Source organism: Lysobacter spongiicola DSM 21749, assembly GCF_900167055.1.
Classification (GTDB): Bacteria; Pseudomonadota; Gammaproteobacteria; order Xanthomonadales; family Xanthomonadaceae; genus Novilysobacter; species Novilysobacter spongiicola.
The window spans coordinates 21,633-44,597 of record NZ_FUXP01000004.1; the positions used below are offsets into that span (position 1 = coordinate 21,633).

22 protein-coding genes are annotated in these 22,965 nt (G+C 65.3%); 5 read left to right on the plus strand and 17 right to left on the minus strand.

From position 1 onward, the window contains the following. Positions 1-8: 8 nt before the first annotated feature. The 12 genes from B5D37_RS06925 to B5D37_RS06985 all read right to left on the minus strand — a co-directional run bounded on the left by B5D37_RS06925 (position 9) and on the right by B5D37_RS06985 (position 11,540). On the minus strand, positions 9-1,373 hold the full coding sequence (locus tag B5D37_RS06925) for a type II and III secretion system protein family protein (RefSeq protein ID WP_159447356.1): 1,365 nt from the start codon (positions 1,371-1,373) through the stop codon (positions 9-11). A 146-nt stretch (positions 1,374-1,519) separates the two neighbouring features. Beyond that, the gene (cpaB, locus tag B5D37_RS06930; protein ID WP_234987741.1) at positions 1,520-2,293 is read right to left on the minus strand and encodes a Flp pilus assembly protein CpaB; all 774 of its coding nucleotides are present in this window, start codon (positions 2,291-2,293) and stop codon (positions 1,520-1,522) included. A gap of 26 nt (positions 2,294-2,319) precedes the next feature. Continuing rightward, positions 2,320-2,514 carry a hypothetical protein gene (locus B5D37_RS06935; protein ID WP_234987742.1) on the minus strand — a complete coding sequence of 65 codons (195 nt, stop codon included), beginning with the start codon at positions 2,512-2,514 and terminating at the stop codon, positions 2,320-2,322. Positions 2,515-2,542: 28 nt separating this feature from the next. Further along, positions 2,543-3,208, minus strand: coding sequence for a hypothetical protein (locus tag B5D37_RS06940; RefSeq protein WP_143814197.1), 666 nt, complete (start codon positions 3,206-3,208; stop codon positions 2,543-2,545). Further along, positions 3,192-3,944: a hypothetical protein gene (locus B5D37_RS06945; RefSeq protein WP_078758003.1), complete on the minus strand. Its 753-nt coding sequence runs from the start codon at positions 3,942-3,944 to the stop codon at positions 3,192-3,194. The genes B5D37_RS06940 and B5D37_RS06945 overlap by 17 nt, the downstream gene beginning before the upstream one ends. Positions 3,945-4,039: 95 nt before the next feature. Beyond that, a complete protein-coding gene (locus B5D37_RS06950; protein WP_078758004.1) occupies positions 4,040-4,876 on the minus strand; it encodes a hypothetical protein in 837 nt (278 codons plus the stop codon). 41 nt (positions 4,877-4,917) lie between these two features. Next, the gene (locus B5D37_RS06955) at positions 4,918-6,378 is read right to left on the minus strand and encodes a pilus assembly protein TadG-related protein (RefSeq protein WP_200809202.1); all 1,461 of its coding nucleotides are present in this window, start codon (positions 6,376-6,378) and stop codon (positions 4,918-4,920) included. 134 nt (positions 6,379-6,512) lie between these two features. Further along, complete coding sequence (locus tag B5D37_RS06960; RefSeq protein ID WP_078758006.1) at positions 6,513-6,782, minus strand: pilus assembly protein; 270 nt, start codon at positions 6,780-6,782, stop codon at positions 6,513-6,515. 234 nt (positions 6,783-7,016) lie between these two features. Then, the gene (locus tag B5D37_RS06965; RefSeq protein WP_078758007.1) at positions 7,017-7,337 is read right to left on the minus strand and encodes a hypothetical protein; all 321 of its coding nucleotides are present in this window, start codon (positions 7,335-7,337) and stop codon (positions 7,017-7,019) included. A 1,242-nt stretch (positions 7,338-8,579) separates the two neighbouring features. Continuing rightward, positions 8,580-9,659 carry an OmpA family protein gene (locus tag B5D37_RS06975; RefSeq protein WP_234987743.1) on the minus strand — a complete coding sequence of 360 codons (1,080 nt, stop codon included), beginning with the start codon at positions 9,657-9,659 and terminating at the stop codon, positions 8,580-8,582. Between the two features lie 85 nt (positions 9,660-9,744). Continuing rightward, the gene (locus B5D37_RS06980; RefSeq protein WP_078758009.1) at positions 9,745-10,512 is read right to left on the minus strand and encodes an ABC transporter permease; all 768 of its coding nucleotides are present in this window, start codon (positions 10,510-10,512) and stop codon (positions 9,745-9,747) included. After that, complete coding sequence (locus tag B5D37_RS06985) at positions 10,509-11,540, minus strand: ABC transporter ATP-binding protein (protein WP_078758010.1); 1,032 nt, start codon at positions 11,538-11,540, stop codon at positions 10,509-10,511. Before B5D37_RS06985 ends, B5D37_RS06980 begins: the two co-directional genes overlap by 4 nt. Positions 11,541-11,729: 189 nt before the next feature. Between B5D37_RS06985 and B5D37_RS06990 the strand changes: the two genes are divergently transcribed. From B5D37_RS06990 to B5D37_RS07005, 4 genes are all read left to right on the plus strand, one after another. After that, complete coding sequence (locus B5D37_RS06990; RefSeq protein ID WP_078758011.1) at positions 11,730-12,497, plus strand: ferredoxin--NADP reductase; 768 nt, start codon at positions 11,730-11,732, stop codon at positions 12,495-12,497. 87 nt (positions 12,498-12,584) lie between these two features. Beyond that, positions 12,585-14,099 (plus strand): alpha/beta hydrolase, encoded by a 1,515-nt coding sequence (locus B5D37_RS06995; protein ID WP_078758012.1) that lies wholly within the window; start codon positions 12,585-12,587, stop codon positions 14,097-14,099. Positions 14,100-14,163: 64 nt separating this feature from the next. Next, positions 14,164-14,910: an ABC transporter ATP-binding protein gene (locus tag B5D37_RS07000; protein ID WP_078758013.1), complete on the plus strand. Its 747-nt coding sequence runs from the start codon at positions 14,164-14,166 to the stop codon at positions 14,908-14,910. After that, positions 14,907-16,118 carry an ABC transporter permease gene (locus B5D37_RS07005; protein WP_078758014.1) on the plus strand — a complete coding sequence of 404 codons (1,212 nt, stop codon included), beginning with the start codon at positions 14,907-14,909 and terminating at the stop codon, positions 16,116-16,118. The genes B5D37_RS07000 and B5D37_RS07005 overlap by 4 nt, the downstream gene beginning before the upstream one ends. Positions 16,119-16,168: 50 nt before the next feature. Here B5D37_RS07005 and B5D37_RS07010 read toward each other — a convergent pair whose 3' ends face one another. From B5D37_RS07010 to rpmH, 5 genes are all read right to left on the minus strand, one after another. Beyond that, positions 16,169-17,203: an energy transducer TonB gene (locus B5D37_RS07010; RefSeq protein ID WP_078758015.1), complete on the minus strand. Its 1,035-nt coding sequence runs from the start codon at positions 17,201-17,203 to the stop codon at positions 16,169-16,171. Positions 17,204-17,341: 138 nt separating this feature from the next. Beyond that, entirely contained in the window at positions 17,342-18,697 is a 1,356-nt protein-coding gene (mnmE, locus tag B5D37_RS07015) for a tRNA uridine-5-carboxymethylaminomethyl(34) synthesis GTPase MnmE (RefSeq protein WP_078758016.1), read from the minus strand. A gap of 78 nt (positions 18,698-18,775) precedes the next feature. Then, on the minus strand, positions 18,776-20,491 hold the full coding sequence (gene yidC / locus B5D37_RS07020) for a membrane protein insertase YidC (RefSeq protein WP_078758017.1): 1,716 nt from the start codon (positions 20,489-20,491) through the stop codon (positions 18,776-18,778). Next, on the minus strand, positions 20,488-21,015 hold the full coding sequence (gene rnpA / locus B5D37_RS07025) for a ribonuclease P protein component (RefSeq protein ID WP_078758018.1): 528 nt from the start codon (positions 21,013-21,015) through the stop codon (positions 20,488-20,490). Before rnpA ends, yidC begins: the two co-directional genes overlap by 4 nt. 48 nt (positions 21,016-21,063) lie before the next feature. Then, positions 21,064-21,204, minus strand: coding sequence for a 50S ribosomal protein L34 (gene rpmH, locus B5D37_RS07030; protein ID WP_031374044.1), 141 nt, complete (start codon positions 21,202-21,204; stop codon positions 21,064-21,066). Positions 21,205-21,444: 240 nt separating this feature from the next. Between rpmH and dnaA the strand changes: the two genes are divergently transcribed. Then, entirely contained in the window at positions 21,445-22,776 is a 1,332-nt protein-coding gene (gene dnaA, locus B5D37_RS07035) for a chromosomal replication initiator protein DnaA (RefSeq protein ID WP_078758019.1), read from the plus strand. The last annotated feature ends 189 nt before the right edge of the window (positions 22,777-22,965 follow it).

Below are 22,965 nucleotides of genomic sequence, written 5' to 3' on the forward strand. Positions count from 1 at the left end.
GCGCCCACCTACTGTTGGAGCTTGCGACCGAACTCGCCTTCGAACGACTCGCGGATCTGGTGGCCCTGCTCGATACGATCGAGGTTTTCCGCCGAAGCGGGATCCACGGTGCGGGGTGTGACAAAAACCACCAGATCGGTCTTGTTCGCGCGGAACTGATCAGAACGGAAAAGCCGTCCCAGGATCGGGATCTCGCCCAGGATCGGGAACTTGTCAGCCGACTTCGCGGCATTGATATCGGTAAGTCCGGAGATGACGATCGTTTCGCCATTGCGGACATTGAACTCCGAACGGGTCCGCCTGGTCAGGAAGCCGGGAATGCCCGCCACGGTGATGCTGGGGTCGATGCGGCTGACCTCGGCCATCATTGTGGTGAGGATCTCGTTGGATCCGTTCACCACCGGGGAGATTTCGAGCTTGATGCCGTACTCCTTGAACTCCACTTGGGTCTGGCCGAACAGGGAGGACACCGGGATCGGGAGTTCCCCACCCACCAGGAAATCGGCCTCGCCCCCACTGCGCGCGCTCAGGTGGGGCGACGCCAGCGCGTAGGCCTTGCCCTGGTTGACCAGGAGGTTGATGCGCGAAGTGATCGACGTAGCGAGCCCGAAGGCGGTCCGGATCGGATTGGCCATCCCGGCGAACTCATCGTCGTCAAAAGGGCTTCCGTCCGGAAGTACACGGAACTCCGATGAAGACGAGTCGTAGAGTGCTCCAGCATTCGGGCCATCGATCCGGCTGTCCCAGCGGATGCCGAGTTCTTCCAGCGCGTTGCGGTCGAACTCCATGATCTGGACGTCCATCATCACCATCGGTCGCATGCCAACGGCGTCGACGCTGCCGAGGTTGACGATGCTCGGGTAGACCTCGCGCATCTGCTCAATGCGGGACCACTCCCCTTGGCTGATGTCTTGGCCGGTCACCACGACGTTTCCACCAACGATTGAAACCCGGGCGTTGCTGGCGGGGCTTAGGGTCGACTGCAGCACCCGGGCCGCCTGCCCAAGATTGTCACCGACGATGGTGACGGGTATCTCGCGCTGGCTGCCGTCCTGGAACCAGAGATGCAATGCAGAGTTGCCAGGCTCGATGGCGATGATGACAAGCTCCCGGCTGCCGAGCGTCTTCACCTCCAGCAGCTTCCCGCTACCCACTGCGACGCGGCGCAGCGGGGCGTGCACCTCATGCACCACCACCTGCCCCCCATAGAGAGTGAGTTCCTCAGGAAGCAGGCCCTGGCGACCGCCGCCGGCCGCCGAAATCGGCGAATGCCCCTGAGTATCCCAAGCCTCGATTTCACTGTTCTCCAGCACGTAGCTCGCGCTTGCGCGCGGGCTCGGCGGTTCCTTGCTTGGTTGCGCGTCGCGCAGCATCGACTGCGCTTCCGTGACGCTCCGGGGTGGCGACGGTGCTCCATCTTCCTGTCCGGTAGAGGTCGCCGCTGCACCCCCACTCGATATCAGAATCATTGATACCAGCACCCACCCACCGGCCTTCCCCTTGGCCACCTTCAGTCGCTTCAACTTCCACCCCCGATAATGAATTCCACACCGCCCCCCCGGCGCGACACCGGACGAGGTGCCCCCCGCAGGAGTTCACTTTCCGTCAGCCCCTCGAGCTCGAATGCGGTCGCATCCTCGCGCTGACGCAACAGCACGCGCAGGTCGCCGGCTTTGTCGGCGACCGTCAGCCGTTCCGCCTGCTTGGGCTGGAGCTCCAAGGTCATGGTGGAGAAGCCCAGCCCGCCTTCGTCATTGGAGAGTTCCTCTCCGACGCGGGTTCCGGTCGCGAGGACGCCTATGTCCTCCAGCAGGGGCATCACGCGCGTATTCCCACCGTCCTCCTCGACCGACATCAAAATGTCGACGCGATCGCCCGGCGTAACCATGCCCGAGATCGAATTCGTCTCGTCGACCTGCAGCGTGTAGCCAACCCGTCCCTCGCCAATGACACGGGAGAACTGGTCGTACAACGGCACCAGCGCCGCGCCCGGCAAGGGCGCGCCCTCACGCACAGGGGCGCGTAGCATCCGGCCCATCAGCTCCGTGTAATTGTCAGGGGTGACCGCGCCTGCCGGCACGAAGTCGACCGGAACTTCGCGAACCGCGAGGTCCTCCTCGTTGATCACCGTACCGATGTCCATGTCGCGCTTCGGCACCGCGACGGGAACCATCTCCGTGTCCGCGTCACGCGTGCGTTCCTCCACTTCGGCGCGGATGTAGCCAACTGCGGCGACCGCGGCGACAAGTCCGAGCAGCGCTGCCACTCCGATGTAGAGGAAATTCTTGTTCATTGTTGGCATGAGCAGATCCGTAATGACTAGGGCAGGGGCACTTCGATCCAGGACATCGCAATCACGTCGACGAACGCGATATAGGCGTCCCGCACGGCTTGGACGAGTTCCAGGATGATGTTCGGATTGGCCACGATCACCAGCACCACGAACACCAGCAGCACGGTGTACTCCACCAGTCCCTGCCCGGCCTGACGGCGACCTCCCCTCGGGTGGCACATCCGATGATCCCCCTTCATCGTGTCTATCTCATTGCCCGGACTGGTTCGCCACCACCACGGTGGCGTCCCCGTCGCGCTGTATCGCCAAGGACAACTGCTGGCCGCCGCGGCTGAACTCCACAAGACAGCTGCTGGCCATTACCGAGCAGCCGGGGCCCTGTGGCTTCCACTCATCCGCCGCCAAGCGGCTACGGTAGAAAAGATAGTTCTGGCTGGGGCTGAGGGTGTTCCGCAGCGCGAGCGTGCGCGGCTTTCCCGACAGGTCGAGATACTGGATATCGCTCAAGACCTCGGTGTTGGCCGGCCGCGCCAGCCAGGTTCCCGGCGGGTGGTCAGGCTTCGTGGCTCGTGCATCCATGATGCCGACCGTTGCCTCGGTACCGCCCCCCATGCTTTCGATCTGCACCGTAATGTAGTGACGCCCGTCAAAGTGGCCCAGGACCGTGGCGGTGCCGAGTTCGTTTTCAACCACTTCCCCTGCCCAACGTTTGCGATAGAACTGTTTCACTTCGTCGACGCGGGCGCGTGTGCGGAACTTGCTGGTGCTCATCGGCAATCCGTTGAACAACATGTTTTCGGCAACGTCGATGGCGTCGGCGTCCTCCGGCAGCGGCACGTCTGGCCAGTCGGCGGCCGAAAGCGGCAGTGCTACAACGACCAAAGCACAAGCCAGCCAATCAGGGACGCGGCGCATAACGTTCCAGCCGGTTCTTCGGCACCACGTCCGGTTCGATGTGGCCGATGTCGAGCTCGTCGAGCACGCCGAGCACGGGGATGACATCCGGGATGTTGACCTCGGGGAGCTTCCCATCCAGATATGACGTTGGCACCAGCGAACGGACCTGAGCGAGTACGCTGCGTTCGTGGGGAGAACGACCCTTGCCTCCGCCGGCGGCATTCCATGGATCCGTGAGCAGCACCTGGTGCGATTGCATTTGCAGGTTGATATTGTCGAAGGGCGCGAGATAGGCGGCCGGCCGACCATCCGAAGTGCGCAGGTTCTGTGGGTTGAGCTGTATCCGGGTACGGATCAGGCCGTTGCTGTTGGGAGGAAATTCTCCCGGCGCTTTCTCGAGCATCTCGAAGACGTCGTCCATCACACCCGGGGCGCCGGTGTTTCCGTACGGCTGCAGCCGCACGTCGGCGCGACGCAGCAACGGCTGGTTGCTGAAGGTGTTGAGGAAGACATCCGGGAGCGGCGAGTTCGCCGGGGGTGCCGTGGGCCGGCTGTTGATTGGCTCTTCTGCCGGCGCGAAGTGCCGGATCAGCAGTTGCTGTTGCATCTGTGCCCGCTGGGGGACTCCGTAGTCCTTGTGGACCGTTGCCTCCCACGCGGCAGCCCGGGCCATCTGCTCGCCTTTGTGCTGCAGATGTACGTACTTGGCCAGCACCGGTACCAAAAGGAACAGCGGTACCAGCACAGCGCCCATCACTGCGACTTCAGTAAGGGACTGCCCCTTCTGTAACCGGCGTCGCCGGGGCTTACTTCTGCCCCCTGCGCACAAGCCGGGCATGATGCCAGGACTCATGGCCTCCCACCTTCAGGAGGTGAATATGCAGCGGAATCCAAGGTGCTGCCGACGGTGAAAGCCAGAGTGCGGATCCGGCAGCCATCGCCATCCACCGGTTCCTGCGTCAGGATGATCGATCCGAGATTGGATTCGATCGTGCGTCCCGGGCTGCAACCCTCCCCGGTGTCGTGGTCGTCGAACCCAAAGGCGCGGCCTCCAGACCAGAGGCACTGCTCGATCGGCCCCCTCTCTCCGTCCCCCCGCCATGCCCGACACGGATGCCCCGCGGCTTGAGACGTGCCCAAAGGGCTGAACCCCCCGCGTGGACCGCTTGGCGGATCAAGGGGATATCGTGGCGGAATCTCAGCGCCAGCGGACATTCCCGGATCCGGGTCGATGCCGGCGCCGCTCGTGGGCTCACCCAGTTCACGGCTCATTCCCATGGAACCGTCCATGTAGCTGTAGCGTCCCTGGTGCTTGAGCCGGAACAGGCAACTTCCAGCCGATGCATCACCATCCAGGGCCAGCTTCCACTCATCGTCGCGGATCACTTCCAGCTGCGGAGAAATCCACATCCTCACGCGGGTGGTTCCCAAGCGCTCGAGCTCGGCACTGGTCAGCTCGTTGATGGGCCAGTCAGTCATGCGGCAATTCTCCAGCGCAAACTGGTAGTCCTGTCTCGCTTCGTTCTTGCCATTGACAATCCGCTCCTGGACCTGGTCGAGGTGGATGGGCGGCCAGTCGACTACGGCCCCATCATCCGCCGTCGCCATGGAAACCGAAATCGCGCTGGCCTGGCTCTCCGCCGCGGGCCCATCGGCGCATGCGGCGACCATGGCTGTGAGCGCCATGGCCAGGATCCACGTCCCGGGGTCTCCGACTCGGCGCTGAGTCACAACACACCTCCGGCAAGACCCAGACTGTTACGCACGGCCGCTGGTGTCTCGATCAGGCGAGCCTGCCAGTAGGGGCTGAAAAGGCTGCCCCACTCGCGCATGCCGTCATCCCGCCTGAAGAGGTTCAGCGTCGGCGGCCGCTCAAAATAGACTTCCGCCGACGCCAAAGTCGAAAGCTGCCGGGTCTGTTCGCGGAGTTCCATCCGCCCGCTGGAGAGACCTACGGTGCTGCTGGTGCGCGCCTCGCGCATGTCGAGCGTCGCCTCCACAGTGAAGACAGGGCCAGAGCCCGGAGTGCCCTTCTGGCCAGGCTTAAGGTCGTGATAGTCACGAAGTCCCCGGTAACCAGTGAAGTAAGCGTCTTTGGCCTTGCCGCCATGCAGTGACACATTCGGATCACCTGCCGCGAGCTCGGTGATGTAGCTCCTCGGGTTCATTCCGCCATAGATGCCGTAGCGCCTGTTGTCGAACGGCGAACGCCACCCCCGGTTGTTGTTGAAGCCCGGCAGGAAACGCTGGTTCTGGTATCTGTCGACCGCCTGTGCACCACCCCAGCCAACGGGAAGTTCGATGTCCCCGCCCAGCCACCTGGGCAGATCGATCTTGATCTGCATGGTGTCCATTGCCACCCAGCGGTCGTAATTGACCATGTCGGTCCCGCCGTAGGTGGCGAACTTGACGGGACCGGGAGTTGACTGGCCGCGGTTCCAGCTGAACCGATCGCGCGATTGCATCACCACGTTGCGGTAGCGATTGAAAGGCTCGCTCTGACCGAAACGCGGCAACCTGTGGAAATCGATGAAATTGCTTTGGGATGCGACCAGTTGACTCCCCAGAACAGTGGCTCCAAGCGCAGTCAGACGCGCCTGATCGACATTGGCTTTGATTATCTCGTTGGCAGTGAAGATCGCATCCGCCTTGGAGACTGCCGTAATCGCGGTTATCGCAACGTAGGCCCAGAGTCGGTTGAACTCGTCCAGCACCGTGATCGCGGCCTGGATCGCCTGACGCGCCGGTCCCCGGATCGATTTCAGCGTCTGATCCGCAATCTTGAAGGCAGTGGCCAGTATTCGCGCAGGTATGGCTACCGGCGGAAATGGGATGCTGCCCAAAGTCTCGAAAAAGGTCTTGAGGATGAAGGACGCAGTATTGAGATGGTTCAACCACGAATAGAGGCTGACGAACTGGGCCACGGCCACCTCGTTGGCTACGCGCCCACGATTCATGTACGCCGCGAGGTTCCAGGCGCGGGCGTTCTGGACCGCCACGCTATAGGCGGCCGCATCCGCGGCGTTGGTCAACTGCACCTTGCGATGTACGACCTGCCCGGTGTTGAACAGGAGCACGGTGCCCACCGCGAGCACGAGCAGGAACACCATGCCCAGTACGAGCGCCTGGCCTCGGTGCTTGCGGGTGCCGGGAGCAGTACGATTCCGATTCGATAGCAGTGCTTGCACGCCCATCACCTCTCACAGCGTCGACGCGCCGGCACCGCCTGCGGTCGGAGAATTCGGCTGGGAAGAGGGGCGCCGCCCTCGGGCGGCGGCCCCATGCTCGGTGCCGGAAAGCACCGGTACGGCGGCATGAAGGCTTACTTGTTGTTGTAAGCGTCCATTCCCTTGGTCTTGTCTGCTTCCGTCTGCGCCTCGTTGGCCGTGTTCTTGGCGCGGTTCATCGATTGGGTCGCACTCTGGCCGGAAAGCTCCTTGGCCATGCCGGCGACACCACTTCGGACTGTGCCGCCAAAGGCGGTAATGCCGGCGATGGCTGCGATTGCGATGAGGGCGGTGATGATGATGTACTCGGTCATGCCTTGGCCGCGCTGGCGGCCGGCACCGAAACGGCGCTGCTTGATCTGCATTGGGTGATCTCCCTGCGTGATGGTTCGACTCGGAACTTCCTTCCTGCATCACCCCGGTGACGTTTCACGTCGCTTTATGTCAACCTAGGGCGTGTCGGAGCCTACAACGGGCGGACCCTAAGTCAACGCCAGCTAAATGACAGTGCCGTGTTTTGTGATTTATGTCACGAAAAATGGCGCATTCAGGTAGCGGATCGCGGGTTTGGTCACATTTTGTCGTGGGGTGACACGGACTCACTCCAGACTCTCGAGGGTCGATTCGCACGTGTCTGCGCGTCGGGCCGCTGCCATGGCGACATCGTCGATCTCGACCCGCCGGGCCGCGATCGGCAGCGCTTCCTTGAGCTGGCGCTCGAACTCCTCGGTGGAAGTACCCATTGCCTCGGCCTGCTTGCTCTGCGCAGCAAGATGAGCCTCCAATTGCGTCTCGGTCGCTCCACAGGCAGCCGCGTACGCATGGGTGGTAGCGGCGGCACCCGCCCAACCGAGGTCAACCAGCTTGGCGTCCAGCGCGGCAGCGTCGCCTTCGGGCGCGGCCGAAGCGCTTTCGTTCATTGTGGACTCGGGTGCGGTTTCGCCCAGAGGTGCCCGGGCACCCAGGTCGTAACTCGGTTCTTTGCCTGGGCTGCATGCGGCAACAGCGGCAACCACCAGTGCGGTAGCCAAGGACTTAGAGCGAAACAGGGACATACGGACTCCTTTCGTCTGGGTGTGGATCGCGCGGCGGGCAGCGGCCCGCAGCACTGCCCCATCATACGAACAGGATTCCGTGAAGCGCAGCTATCAACTACGCAGTCTTAATTCCGCGCATGGGCAACCAAAATCCCAGCAGCACCCCGGGCCCAAGCATCATCACGCGGCGAGCCAAAGCGGCACGTCGCTTATCCCGAACATGCCGCAGCGGAAGGCACTGACCATCTAGAAGACAGGTTGGCACGGGTCAACACGCCTCGGCCCAGTGCGGCAGCGGCGTGGCCGAGTAGAACACGCCGCCGAAGTGGTCGGTAGGAGTCAGGATGAACATTGACACGATCGCAATGTCGTCGGACTTTTGGCGAACCCAGCACTGAAGAAACCCGTTGGGCACAGATCACCACACCCCGGAACACATCAGACAAGGTCAAGAAGAGACCTGCACCTCGGTGAACACGATGCGATCAGCAGCAAAGCGGCGAGGGATGTACCAGCCAGCTTTCTAATGCTCCAGTCGTGCGGAATCCGAGGCTCTACCGGCTCCAGCGATCGGGCGCCTGCTCAAGCGCGGCACAGCTCTCGGCTACCTCGGTCGGCGAGAGAGAGTCAACTTGGACCTTGGCCGCGTCCGCCGCTCGTTCGAATGAGCCCGCATTCCCGCCGTCCGCGACAAACCGAATCCTTGCTTCCGCTAGCTCCGCTTGAAGCTCGGACGAGCTCGCGGTCCCGCACTTTTCAGCCATCAAACTCATCCCCAGGGCCACCTGCAGCATCTCCGTCCCGGCGAGCTCCCCCGCATCGCTTTCAGAGCGGGCGGCAGTGACCGCCTGAGCCGAGGCGACTGGTGTCGCAGGGCCGGCGGCAGAAGATACTTCTGTGTCTGACCGCGACCCACTGTTTTCGGAGCCACTGCAGCCGACGACCGCTAATGCGATAAAGGCGCAGAAGGAAAGTTCGAACGCGGGTGTCTGGCGTCGTTTCATAGCGGGTTCTAGGATAGATGTGAGCGGAGGAGGACAGTACCAGAGGGGGGAACTGCAAGCGGAGCAGGTCACTTGTTGCCTCCTGGTGGCCAACTGGGGCGTGAGGCACGGTGGCTGCGGCCTATATCCGCACCAGCTCCACCCGCCGGTTCTTCGCCTTGCCTGCTTCGGTGGCATTGTCGGCTACCGGTTCGCTCTGGCCAAAGCCTTGCGTCTGCAGCCGCGACGGGTCGATGCCTTCGGCCGTCAGGGCCGCAGCCACCGATGCGGCGCGCGCTTCGGAGAGCTGCTGGTTGTGTGCCGCATCGCCGCTGTCATCGGTGTGCCCGTTGATCGAGAGCTTCAGGTCCGGGTGCGCCTGCAGAAGGGCCAGTACCTGCTCGATCTGGGGCTGCGACTCCGGGAGGATCTCAGCCCTGTCGGTGGCGAAGTTCACCTGCAGCGCGACCTTGCCATCGGCATCAAGCTGCTGCTTGAGCTCGCCCGCCGGCAGCAGGGTCACAGTCGGAACCAACGCCTGGGTTTCCCCGACTATGAAACCCGCAACGCGCCTGCTCTGGCAGACGCGAATCCATATTTCGCGATCTTCCCGCCGGATGACGAACACCTGTGCAGGATCATGTGCCCAGCATTTGCTTTCGAGATCGTACTGCCGCATGAGCGATTGGATCGCCTTTGCTTCGCGCTCCTGCTTTGGCTCTTCACCCTGGAAAATTTCTACACCGCCTGCGGACTTGATCGCCTGTTCCAGGTCACGTGCCACCTGCAGCGAAGAAAACTGTTTGCCGCTGTCGCGCTCGCGCCGGATGCCGGTGGCGTACACGCGACCCTCAATGGTTTCGTATCGGTCACCGGTCCAGAACGCGACTTGTGCGAAGTCGAGGCGCACAGTGTTCAGCGGATCCTCTCGATGGCCTTCAGGGATCGAGAAGTAGGGAAACTCGCCCAGCGAAACCTCCGATATCGGCACGCTTTCGATCGTGAAACCGGATTCATCCGGATCTACATCGTTTCGCGAATCGTCATCGGTTGCCGCAGCAGCCACGTTTGCGGTGCCCTCAGGCGCTACATCGGACTCAGGCGCCTCAGCTCCGGCGGTTGCCGCCGCGGTCGAAGAATCGTCACCGCTACAGGCAGATAGCATGGAAGCGAAGGCGATGCCCAGCACAAGCGGACGAAGCAGGGAAAGGCGACGGATCATTCAGGCACTCCTCGATCGGTTCGGATGTTCCGGCCCGGAGTGCTGCGTCGGCGCGCCCTCCATGGCGAGCCGCGACGATATCAGATCAGCTGCGCAGCCCGACCCCGCGCTTGAGCAGCCACAACCCCAGCGCCCCGAGCACCACGACGAACCCGAGCATCAGCACGTAGGCGATCCAGAGCGGCACGTCGCTGACCCCGAGCAGGCCATAGCGGAATGCATTGACCATGTAGAAGATCGGGTTGGCGTGGGTCATCGCCTCGGCCCAGTCCGGCAGCAGCTTGACCGAATAGAACACGCCGCCGAGGTAGGTCAGCGGGGTCAGGATGAAGGTCGGCACGATCGCGATGTCGTCGAACTTCTTGGCGAACACGGCGTTGACGAAGCCGGCCAGGGCGAAGATCACCGCGCCAAGGAAGACCGTGGTCAGGGTCACGAACGGATGCGGGATTTGTACTTCGGTGAACAGCGAGGCGATCAGCAGCACGATCGCGCCGACCGCCAGCCCGCGTGCGACCGCGCCGGTCACGTAGCCCAGCAGGATCACCCAGTTCGGCATCGGGCTGACCAGCAGCTCCTCGACATGGCGGCCGAACTTGGCGCCGAAGAAGCTCGACGAGATATTGCCGTAGCTGTTCTGGATGATGCTCATCATCACCAGCCCCGGCACGATGAAGTCCATGTAGTCGATGCCGTCCATGGTCCCGATCCGGGAGCCGATCAGGCCGCCGAAGATCAGGAAGTACAGGGTCATGGTGATGGCGGGTGGCACCAGCGTCTGCGCCCAGATGCGCAGGATGCGGTGGACTTCGCGACGGGCGACGGTGCCCAGGGCGACCAGGTTGCGGTTCATGCCTGGCCTCCTGCGCTCGTGCCGGTGCGGGTGTTGTCGGGCACCTGGGCCGGGCCGGGGTCATCAGGCGCGGCATCGCCGGCGGCGACCATGCGCACGAACAGCTCCTCCAGCCGGTTGGACTTGGTGCGCATCGAGCGCACGCGGATGCCGGCCTGGTCGAGCACGCCAAAGACCCGGTTGAGATCCATCGCTCGCGGCATCTCGATGTCCAGCGTGTGGTCGTCGCGTGCGACCACGATGGTGCCTTCGATGTCCGGCAGTTGAGCCGGCAGCTCGCCGTCGATGTCCAGCACGAAACCTTCGACATCGAGCCTGGCGAGCAACTGCCGCATCGGGCCCTGGGCGACGATGGTGCCGCGGTCGATGATGGCAAGGTTGCGACAGAGGTATTCCGCCTCCTCCAGGTAGTGGGTGGTCAGGATGATGGTGGTGCCGGCGGCGTTGATCTCGCGCAGGGTCTGCCACATGCCGCGGCGGATCTCGATGTCGACGCCGGCGGTGGGTTCGTCAAGGATCAGCAGGCGTGGGCGCGTCATCATCGCCCTCGCGATCATCAGCCTTCGCTTCATGCCGCCCGACAGGGTGCGGCTCATCATGCGCGCCTTGTCCCACAGCTGGGCGCGCTTGAGCTCCTCCTCCGCACGCACTATCGCCTCGTCACGGGACACGCCGTAGAAGCCGGCGTAGTTGACCAGGATGTCCAGCGGCTGCTCGAAGGTGTTGAAGTTGATCTCCTGCGGGACCAGTCCGATCATCCGCATCGCCGCCGAGCGGTCGCGGCGCAGGTCGATGCCATGCACCTGGACCGAGCCGGAAGTCAGGTTGACCAGCGAGCTGACGATGCCGATCAGGGTGCTCTTGCCGGCACCGTTGGGGCCGAGCAGTGCGAAAAAGTCGCCTTCGGCCACGTCGAGCGAGACGCCCTTGAGCGCCTCGACCTTGTTGTCGTAGGTCTTGCGCAGGTCGCGGATCGACAGCGCCGGCACGGCAGGCGCCGTGGACGGGCTCGCCTGGTTCTGTGTCATCGGGTCGAAGCCTTTGGTGTGGAGCGTGCAGAGCCGTCGGCGGAAGCCGCCCGGCGATCCCGGTAGTATAGGCGGCCTGATGGCCGCGGCCGGGTCGCGTGTCGCCACGCTGTGTTCCAGCGCGGTACGCCAGCGGGCCTTTCGCCCGCTCCGCCGGCACGGTCGCCCACTTTGCAAGGCCCCTGTTCCGTGGCGATCCAGCACTTCCCGCTCAAGCTCGTGTCCCGTCGCATGCTCGCGCCCGCCGTCGGGCACTACGTGTTCGTCCGCGACGATGGCCAGCCGCTGGATTTCATCCCCGGCCAGTTCATCCAGGTGCACTTCACCTACGCCGACGGCACCCCGACCAAGCGCAGCTATTCGCTGGCCACCATCCACGACCACGCCATGGAGCCGGGCGAGGCGGTCGAGATCGCGGTGAGCTACGTGCCGGGCGGCGCGGCGACTGCGCTGTTCGAGGGCCTGGAGATTGGCGAGACGGTAGATGCGAGCGGTCCGTTCGGCCGCTTTTGCCTGATGCCCGCCGACGACAACCGGCGCTACCTGCTGATCGCTACCGGCACCGGCGTCACCCCGTACCGTTCGATGCTGCCGCTGCTGGAGCAGGCGATCGTCGAGCGGGGCGTGGAGGTCGTGCTCCTGCAGGGCGCACGCAACCCGGATGAGCTGCTGTACGGCGACGAGTTCCGGGCCTTCGCGGAACGCTTCCCGCGGAACTTCCGGTTCATGCCCTGCTTCTCCCGCGAGCTGCCCGAGCCCGGCTCGGCACAGGCGCATGCGGATGTGCGCCACGGCTACGTCCAGCAGTTCCTGCAGGAGTTCGCGCCGGATCCCGCAGGCGACATCGCTTATCTGTGCGGCAATCCGAACATGGTCGATGCCTGTTTCGAGGCGCTCAAGGAGTCGGGGCTGGAGATGCGCCGGGTACGGCGCGAGAAGTACGTCTCCTCCAAGTAGCGCCGACGCATCACCTTTGTCACGTTCCACGCCCGGTTCCCGTCTGTCATCCTGACGGGCAATCGCCGTCGCGAGAAAAGGGGCACCATGCGAACCTGCGTACTCACCACCGCCGTCGTGGCGGCCCTGCTGTTGGCCGGATGCAACGGCACGGCGGAGGGGCCGACGCGCGTCGGCAGCCACCATTTCGGCAGCATCCCGATGGAGCCCTGTTCGCTCCCGGGCAGTGGCGGCCAGCCGCCGACGGAAGCCCAGTGCGGCACCCTGGAGGTACCCGAGGACCACGCCCGTCCCGATGGACGCCGTATCAGCCTCAACATCGCCTGGTTGCCCGCCAACAGCGGCAAGGGCGGCGGCACCGACGACCCGGTCATCTTCCTTGCCGGTGGCCCCGGCCAGGCCGCTACCGAACACGCGGCCACCGCCAAGGCGACGCTGGTCGAGGCGGGCAAGCAGCGCGACATCATCCTGGTGGACCAACGCGGCACGGGCGCGTCCAATCCGCTGGACTGCCTCGACGCGGGCGGACAGCCGATGTCGATGCAGGCCATCGAATCGCCCGATGCCGCGACGATGGCGGAGTTCGCGGCCGAGTGTGCGGCGGGCATGGGCGAACGCGCCGACCCGCGGCTGTACACCACCACCGACGCCGTGCAGGACCTTGACCTGGTTCGCCAGGCCATCGGCGCCGCACAGGTCAACCTGATCGGCGTCTCCTATGGCACCCGCGTGGCACAGCAGTACGCCAGCACCTATCCGGAGCACACGCGTGCACTGGTGCTCGACGGCGTGGCGCCCAACGACCTGGTGGTCGGCGGCGAGTTCGCCCGGACGCTCGAGGATGCGCTGGCACTGCAATCGGAGAAATGCCGCGAAGTGCCCGCTTGCGCGCAGCGCTATCCACGGGACATGCGCGCGCAGCTGCGCACCGTGATGGAGCGGCTGGAGGCAGAACCGGTCGAAGTCGACTTCCGTGACCCCAGCACCGGCGAACTCAAGCGCGACACCGTCACCGCCGATGCCGTCGGCGGCCTGACCTTCATGTTTTCCTATGCGCCGCAGACGGCGTCATTGCTGCCGTTGGTGATCGACGAGGCGGCACACGGACGCTACGCCCCGCTGATGTCGCTGTTGCAGATGGGCAGCGACCAGATGGAAGACCAGATGACCCGCGGCATGCAGTGGTCGGTGCTGTGCGCGGAGGATGCCGGCCGCTACCGCCCGGACGACATGGCGGCCGACACGATCATCGGCTCCGGCGTCGCCGAGTCCTTCTTCGCCCCCTGCAGGTCGTGGCCGCACGGCACCGCACCGGAAGGCTTTCATGCACCTTTCGAATCGGAAATTCCGGTCCTGCTGCTCTCCGGCGAGCTCGATCCGGTCACCCCGCCGCGCTATGGCGAACAGGTGGTGGCCAATCTCCCCAACGGGCGCCACCTGGTGCTGCGCGGGCAGGGCCACAACGTCTCCTGGGTGGGCTGCACGCCCAAGCTCATCGGGCAGTACTTCGAAGAACCCGACGTGGATGCACTGGATACCACCTGCCTGGACACGCTGAGCTACGTGCCGCCGTTCCTGCATTTCAACGGGTGGTCGCCGTGATCACCGTTCATCTCTCTTTCCACCGACAGCACGACGGATCGGATCGATCCATCCGGAGCCCGCGATGATCAGCGCCCACGAGCTGCACAAGTCGTTCAAGACCAAGACCGGCACGGTAAAAGCCGTCGACGGGGTCGATTTCCGCGCCCGCGACGGCGAGATCACCGGCCTGCTCGGCCCCAACGGCGCCGGCAAGACCACCACGCTGCGCATGCTCTACACCCTGATGAAGCCCGACAGCGGGCGCGTGGAGGTCGATGGCGTCGATGCCGAGCGCGATCCCACCACCGTGCGCCGTGTGCTGGGGGTCCTGCCGGACGCCCGCGGGGTCTACAAGCGGCTGACCGCACGAGAGAACATCGCCTACTTCGGCGAGCTGCACGGGATGTCGCCCGCCGAGATCGCCAGCCGCACCGATGCGCTGTCGGCCGCACTCGACATGCATGACATCCTGGACCGGCAGACCGAAGGCTTCTCGCAGGGCCAGCGCACCAAGACCGCCATCGCGCGCGCGCTGGTGCACGATCCGCGCAACGTGATCCTGGACGAGCCGACCAACGGGCTGGACGTGATGACCACCCGCGCCATGCGCGGCTTCCTCCAGCAACTGCGCGCGGAGGGGCGCTGCGTGATCTTCTCCAGCCACATCATGCAGGAGGTCGCCGCACTGTGTGACCGCATCGTCATCATCGCCAAGGGCCAGGTGGTCGCGGCCGGCACCGCCGACGAGCTGCGTGCGCGGTTCGGACAACAGAACCTGGAGGACGCATTCGTGCGTGCGATCGGCACCGACGAGGGACTGCACGCATGAGCAAGCCAACGAACCGTCGCCGGGCACCCGGCACCTTCGCCACCCTGTGGTCGGTGGCCCGCAAGGAACTGCGCGACTTCGCCCGTGATCGCCGGACGCTGGCCCTGACCCTGCTGATGGGCCCGCTGCTGTACCCGGCGATCATGCTCGGCATCGGCGCGATGGCCGAGAACCGGGCCCGGACGCAGCTGGACAAGGAGCTGGAGGTCCCCGTCCTGGGCGCCGAGAATGCGCCCAACCTGGTGGCCTTCCTCGCCAGCCACGGGATCAAGGCGACCCCGCCTCCGGAGAACATCGAGTCTGCCATCCAGTCGCAGGAAGTCGACGTCGCACTGTCGATCTCCGACTCGTTCGGCGAGGAATGGGCTGCGGGGCGTCCCGCACCGGTCGAACTGATCCACGACAGCACCCAGCGCAACGCGGAGATCCCGGTGCAACGGGTGAAGGTGGCGCTGCAGGGTTACGCCGACCAGGTGGGCGCGCTGCGGCTGTACGCCCGAGGCATCGATGCCACCATCACCCGGCCGGTTTCGCTCGGCAGCCGCGACCTGGCCACGCCGGAGGCCAAGCGTGGCGCACTGCTCGCCCTGCTGCTGCCCTACCTGCTGATCCTGATGTCGTTCCTGGGCGGCGCCTACCTGATCATGGACGTCACCGCGGGCGAGCGTGAGCGGCAATCGCTGGAGCCGCTGCTGGCTACGCCGGCAACCCGTGGGGCGATTGTCAGCGGCAAGATCGCCGCGGCCGGGCTGGTCGGCATCACTTCGCTGCTGCTGACCCTCCTGGCGTTCAAGCTCAGTGCACAGTTGTCCACCGGCATGGCGGAGATGCTCGACGTGCGCTTCGTGGCGATCGGAAAGCTGCTGCTCATCCTGCTGCCGATGCTGTTCATCGGTACCACGCTGCTGACGTTCCTCTCGGCTGCATCGCGTAGCATGAAGGAAGCACAGAGCCACATGACCTGGCTGATGCTGCTTCCGATGTTGCCGATCATGCTGCTGGCGGTGAACCCGCTGAAGTCGGAGATGTGGCAGTTCGCGGTGCCGTTCCTGGCCCAGAACCAGATGATTCTGAAGGTGATCCGGGCCGAACCGATCGCCCCGGACGTCTGGGCGGTCTACCTGGCGTCGGGGCTGGGTCTGGCGGCACTGCTCTGGTACGCAGCCGTCCGGCGATACGGGCAGGAAAAGCTCGCGATCTCGGGCTGAAGGCAAAAGAAAAGAGCCCGGCGTTGCCGGGCTCCTTCTGCGCGACCAGTCTATCGGGTCGGATCGAACCCGATCGTCCGCCGTGTCGTAACTGCCGCCGAGATGGGCTGGAAGCGCCACCGTTGGACCGCATCCAAGGCAGCGCGATCAAAGATGCGCGGTGGATCCGAGCGAACGACGCGTGCCGAAGTCACTGCGCCATTCGTTCCGACGGTAAATTCAACCTGCACCTCGCCCGAAGTACCCGCTCGCAAAGCGTCCCGCGGGAACGTGGGCGCAGGAGTGGACAGCGGCCGCAGATCGGCGGCAGTAGGTTGTGCCGCCGCCGTGGTACGCGCAGCCTGCTGCTGTGCTGCCCGACGCTCCGCCGCTTCCCGTTCTGCGGCCGCGGCCGCATTGGCGGCGGCGACCCTGGCCGCCTCTTCCTCGGCGGCTTGCTGCTCCGCCAGTTGCTGCGCGGCTTCTTCCTGCTGGCGGCGCTGGTCGGCCAGGCGCTGGCGCTCCAGTTCCGCCTGCTGTGCCGCCTGCTGTTCGGCGGTGACGACCTCGCGTTCCGCACGCTCTTCCGCCGCCTGCTGGCGGGCATCGATGTTGCTCTTCAAACGCGAGAGCGCCGGATGCGAGGGCTCTGCCTTCTCAAGCAGCGCGGCCAGTCGTCGTGCTTCGCTGAAGTCGTCGCGCGCGATGCTCTGCTCGGTGGCGATGACGGTCATCGGCAGCAGGTCGGTCAGGGCGCTGGATACCGAAGCATCCCCCTCCGACTTGTCACGCAGGGCGAGGTAGTACTCGACGGCGTTATCGCCAGCCGGAGCGTAAAGTCGATTCTCGGCATAGGCCGCGCGAGCCGCCTGGCGCAGCTCGTCCTCGCCGAGCGCGTTGACGCTGTCGGCGACGGCCGTCTCGGGCGTGGGTGCGGGTTCGGACGCGGCCGGTGCGGTGGCCGGCGCGGTGCCCAGTGCCGCCTGGTCCGATGCGGCATCGTCGCCGCCACAGGCGGAAAGCGCCAGACCGGCAGCGAGTGCAAGCGACAGGCGTGAAACGGCGGCAAGCCGGCGCGGATGCCGGTCTTTGATCTTGGTGTTCATGTAGAGCTCCCCTGAAGTGCGACCTGCTGGGCACACATGCACAAGTTCGCGAGAGCGCGGTGCTCTTGTCAAGCGCGGCCGCCGGAGCCTGCCACACCACGCACCACCACCGACGCCAAATGTGACTGTCATCACACTCTATTTGCCGATGCAGAAGCTCGAAAAGATGCTGCCCAGGAGATCATCGGCGCGAACCACGCCGGTGATCTCTCCCAGCGTGTCATGGGCCGCCCGTAACGCCTCCGCCGCGAGGTCAAGCGATTCAAGCTCCAAGTGTCGTGCCGCCTGCGCCAGCTCGACGGCGCTGCGGCGCAGTGCATCCACGTGGCGGGTGCGCGCGGTGAAGCTGCCTTCGGTGCTTGAAGGCGCGCCCCCTGCGAGTGCCGCCAGTGCCTTGCGCACTTCCTCCAGCCCCTGGCCGGTCAGGGCCGACACCGCGAGGTGGCGATCGGTTCCGCCATCGGCAACAGCGGCCGCCTCGCCATCGGTGAGGTCGATCTTGTTGTGCAGCCACAGCCGCGCCGGGACGCCTGCGATCGAATCGGCGATCACGCTGGTACCGCCGGTGACATCACGGGCATCGAGCACGATGATCGCCAGGTCGGCCCTATCCAGCTCGGACCGGGCGCGGCGCATGCCTTCCCGTTCGATGCTGTCGCCACCGTCGCGCAAGCCAGCGGTATCCACCAGCGTCAGTTCCACGCCATCAACCCGCACGACTTCCTGCAACAGGTCGCGGGTGGTGCCGGCAACGTCAGTGACGATGGCACGGTCGACGCCGGCGAGCGCGTTGAGCAGCGAACTTTTTCCAGCGTTGGGTGGCCCGACGATGACCGCGTGCAGTCCGTCGCGCAGGCGCCGCCCCCGCTCAGCTTCGAGCATGAGCTGGTCGAGGTCGATCCGCAGGTGGACCAGCCGCCGTCTGAGCCCGTCACCGCCCAGCGTCTCCAGCGACTCGTCGGCGAAGTCGATCGCCGCTTCGACATGGACCCGGACCGCCAGCAGGCCTTCGGCGATGGCATCGATCCGGCGCGAGAAATCGCCTTCCAGGGTCCGTCGGGCGGCGCGGGCGGCGCGGATGTCGCCCGCGGCGATCAGATCGGCGACCGCCTCGGCCTGGGCGAGGTCCAGCCTGCCTTCCAGGAAAGCGCGTTCACTGAACTCGCCCGGGCGTGCGTGCCTTGCCCCCAACTCAAGGCACCGGCCCAGCAGCGCCCGCAGGACCGCCACGCCACCGTGGCCCTGCAGCTCGACCACGTCTTCACCGGTGTAGCTGGCCGGCCCCGGGAAGAAAAGCGCGATACCGTCGTCGAGCACTTCGTCGTCCGCATCGTGGAACCGCACGTGGTGCGCACGCCGCGCCGCCAACGGGCGCCCGCAGATCCGTTCGCCGATGTCCCGGGATCCGGGGCCCGACAGGCGCACGATGCCGATGCCGCCGGCACCCGGTGCCGTGGCGATCGCTGCGATGGTGTCGCGGTGGGATGGCTGCATGTCGTTATCGTCGCAGATGGGGCACCAATGCAAAGCCCGCCACGAGGGCGGGCTTTGCGGCGAAACCGGGTGGGACGGTCAGGCCTTGACCGGCGCCTCGCTGTACTTCCTGATCATCCACCATTGCTGGAGCAGTCCAAGGCCGGCATTGGTCACCCAGTACAGCACCAGGCCCGCCGGGAAGAAGGCGAACATCACGCCCATGACCAGCGGCATCAGCTGCATCATCTTCTGCTGCATCGGGTCGATGCCGGCCATCGGGTTGAGCTTCTGCGTCGCCCACAACAGTGCCATGTTGATGATCGGCAGCACAAAGTAGGGATCACGCGCGGTCAGGTCCTGGATCCAGAGGATCCACGGCGCATGGCGCAGCTCGACCGACTCCGACAGCATCCAGTACAGGGCCAGGAACACCGGCATCTGTACCAACAGCGGCAGGCAGCCACCGACGGGATTGATCTTCTCCTTCTTGTACAGCTCCATCATCGCCTGCTGGAGCTTCTGGCGATCGTCGCCATAGCGCTCCTTCAACTGCGCCATCCGCGGCTGGAACTTGCGCATCTTCGCCATCGACTTGTACTGCGCCGCCGACAGCGGGTACATCAGCAGCTTGATCACCAGCACCAGTCCGACGATCGCCCAGCCCCAGTTGCCGAGCAGGTCGTGCAGGTTCTCGAGCACCCAGAAGAGCCAGCCGGCCAGGGTAGCCATGATGCTGAAGCGGCTGAAATCGACCGCTCGCTCCAGCCCCGGCACCTGTTGGGCCTGGATCTGGCTGACCAGTTTCGGGCCCACCCACAACCGTGCCTCGGTGGCGGCCGAACCTCCCGAAGGCGCCTGCAGGCCCGGGCCCAGCGAACGGATCAGGTAGTGGCTGCGACCGTTGTCGCTCGGGGTGGCCAGGGAGAACGTGGTGGTGTCGCCGGGCTGCGGAATCCAGGCACCGAAGAAGTGATGCTGGAGGAACGCGATCCAGCCGCCGGTGACCTGCCGGTTGAGCGGGCCGTCCTCGACGAATTCGTCATACGGGCGGCGCTCGTACTTCTCCCCGGGGCTGTACCACGCCGCGCCCTGGAAACTGTACTGCTCGACGCTCATCGGCCCGGACTTCTCCAGCGCCCGCGGCACGCGGCTGAGCTGGCGATAGACAAAACCCTGCCAGGGCTCGTTGCTGCGGTTGATCACCTCATCGCGCACCTGCACCACGTACTCGCCGCGGTTGAAGGTGAACGTCCGGCGGATGGTGACGCCTTCGCTGCCGGTCCAGCGGAACGGGACCACCACCTGTTCTTCGCCAGGATCCAGCTTGAGGTCCGCGCCCGCCGGGATCGCTTCGCGATCGAGGGTGAAGCCGTTCTGGTGGGTCGGCGCGCGCCCGCTGTTACTGACCCATCCGCTCTGGGCGACGAAGTAGTTGGCGGGGTCCTGCGTGAACAGCCTGACCGGCGGGCTGTCCTCGTCGGCCGTGCTCGGATAGCGCAGGAGATCGGCGCGACGAACCTCGCCTCCGTCCAGCACGACGCGCAGCACGTCGGTGACGACCGCCACCGCCTGGGGCGCCGCGGTTGTCGTCTGTGACGAACCACTGGCTGGCACCCCGGCAGGGGGAGCGGTCATGACAGGTGCCGCGGGAACCTGTCCGTCCAGCGACGGGTCCAGGTCCGGGATGCTGCCTTCGCTACTCGTCGTGGCGGGCGCCGGCGGCGGGGCCACGGACTCCTTGTTCCATTCCATCCAGAGGAGGGTCGCCACCATCACCCAGGCGAAAAGAAGGAATAAGCGGGTCTGGTTCATGGTGTCCGGCAGGCTCGACCGGCGCCGGGACCCGGCGCGGGATCATTGGGAGGGGAGTCGTCGGTTCGACTCGGCGCGGGCATTGTGCCGGCCACTGCCGGTCCGGGCAACGCGGCTGCCGCGGGAGACAGTGCACCTGCGCGCTTCAGCAGGTTGAAGAATGCCTGGCGCAACTGGTCGGCGTCCTGTGCACTCGCACCGGGACGCGCAACCACGACATAGTCGCCATCGCGCAGGAACCCGCGCCGCTGGCGGAAGGCTTCGCGCAGGACGCGCTTTACCCGGTTGCGGCCGACGGCACGGCGGTCCACCTTTCGCGACACGGCCAGGCCCAGGCGTACCCCACCGGCGGAATCCGGAACAGGCATGGGCGTGGTTGGCTCTCCGGAATCATCCACCGCAGCGGGCGGCGTCCAATGAAGGGCCAGCACGGGCAACGCGACCCGACGGCCCTGCTTGAATATGCGGTCGAAGTCCGGACGCGCGCGTACCCGCGCGGTGCGCGGGAACCGGTGGGTCGTCATCGTGGGAAAGACGGCGGTGTCAGTGGACCGCCGCCGCAGGTCCGGCGCTTACGCGCAGAGACGCTTGCGGCCCTTGGCGCGGCGACGCGCCAGGATCTTGCGGCCGTCGGCGGTCGCCATGCGGGCACGGAAGCCGTGGTCGCGCTTGCGCTTGAGGTTGCTGGGCTGGTAGGTGCGCTTGGTGGCCATGCGGGGCGGCTCTGCGGTTACGGCGGAAAAGACCGGCAAGTCTAACGACATGCCCGGCGACAGGTCAACTGCCGCGGATGCGCCGCCTTATGTGGCGTAGTCCGCGTGGCTCCTCGCCCGCCACGGATGGACCGCCCGCGCATGCTAGTCTGGTCGACCCCCTGATCATCCGTGGCTCGCGTCGCCTGCGTGGCGCACGGGCGGCGCATGCACAAGCACGATTTCAAGCACACGAACCCTATGGACGCCTGGCCCCGCTGCCTAGAACGCCTCGAAGCCGAGTTCCCGGCCGAGGACGTCCACACCTGGCTCAAACCACTCCAAGCCAGCCGCCACGACCGCGGAATGGTGCTGTACGCGCCCAACGCATTCGTGGTGGAACACGTCCGCGAGCGGTACCTCGACCGGATCCGGGAACTGCTCGCCCATTTCGCCGGCAGCGACGAGGTCAGCCTCGAAGTCGGTTCGATGCCGCGCGCGCCCACCACCCCGGCGGCGACGCCGGTCGCGGCCGGGCGTCCGGTTCCGGCAGCTGCCGTCGAAGCATTCAACGGGCATCTGGACAGCCACTACACCTTCGACAACTTCGTCGAGGGCCGCAGCAACCAGCTGGGCCGCGCCGCCGCATGGCAGGCCGCGCTCAAACCGGGCGAGCGGGCCCACAACCCGCTGCTGCTCTACGGCGGCACCGGGCTGGGCAAGACCCACCTGATGTTCGCCGCCGGCAACGCCATGCGCCAGGCCAATCCCGGCACCCGGGTGATGTACCTGCGCAGCGAACAGTTCTTCAGCGCGATGATGAAGGCGCTGCAGGAAAAGGCGATGGACGGGTTCAAGCGCCAGTTCCAGCAGGTCGACGCACTGCTGATCGACGACATCCAGTTCTTCGCCGGCAAGGACCGCACGCAGGAGGAGTTCTTCCACACCTTCAATGCGCTGTTCGATGGCAAGCAGCAGATCATCCTGACCTGCGATCGCTATCCGCGCGAAGTCGAGGGGCTGGAACCCCGACTCAAGTCGCGCCTGGCCTGGGGGCTGAGCGTTGCGATCGAGCCACCGGATTTCGAGACGCGCGCCCAGATCGTCCTGTCCAAGGCCGCCGAACGCGGCGCGGCCATCCCGGAGGAAGTCGCATTCCTGCTGGCCAAGAAGATGCGTTCGAACGTGCGTGACCTGGAGGGGGCACTGAACACCCTCACGGCACGGGCCAACTTCACCGGGCGCACCATTACGCCCGAGTTTGCCCAGGAAACGCTGCGCGACCTGTTGCGCGCACAGCAGCACTCCGTCGGCATCCCCAACATCCAGAAGACCGTGGCAGACTACTACGGCCTGCAGATCAAGGACTTGCTGTCCAAACGCCGCACCCGCTCACTCGCCCGACCGCGGCAGATGGCGATGGCGCTGACCAAGGAGTTGACCGAGCACAGCCTGCCCGAGATCGGCGATGCATTTGCCGGCCGTGACCACACCACGGTGCTACACGCATGCCGGCAGATCCGGACGTTGATGGAAACCGACGGAAAGCTGCACGAAGACTGGGACAAGTTGATCAGGAAACTCAGCGAATGAAACGTGTGGGCGGATGCGGGACAAGTTGTGGACAAGTGGGTCCGCGGCGGTAGCCAGAAAAGTTGTCCACAGGTTGTCCCGCTGCCGGGACCTGGGTTGTACAGAGTTTTGCCTGCACCTTATATTCTTGTATTTCAGTGGGTTACGTGAGTTTTCCCGCGGTTTCGCCAGCACCACCACCACCATGCT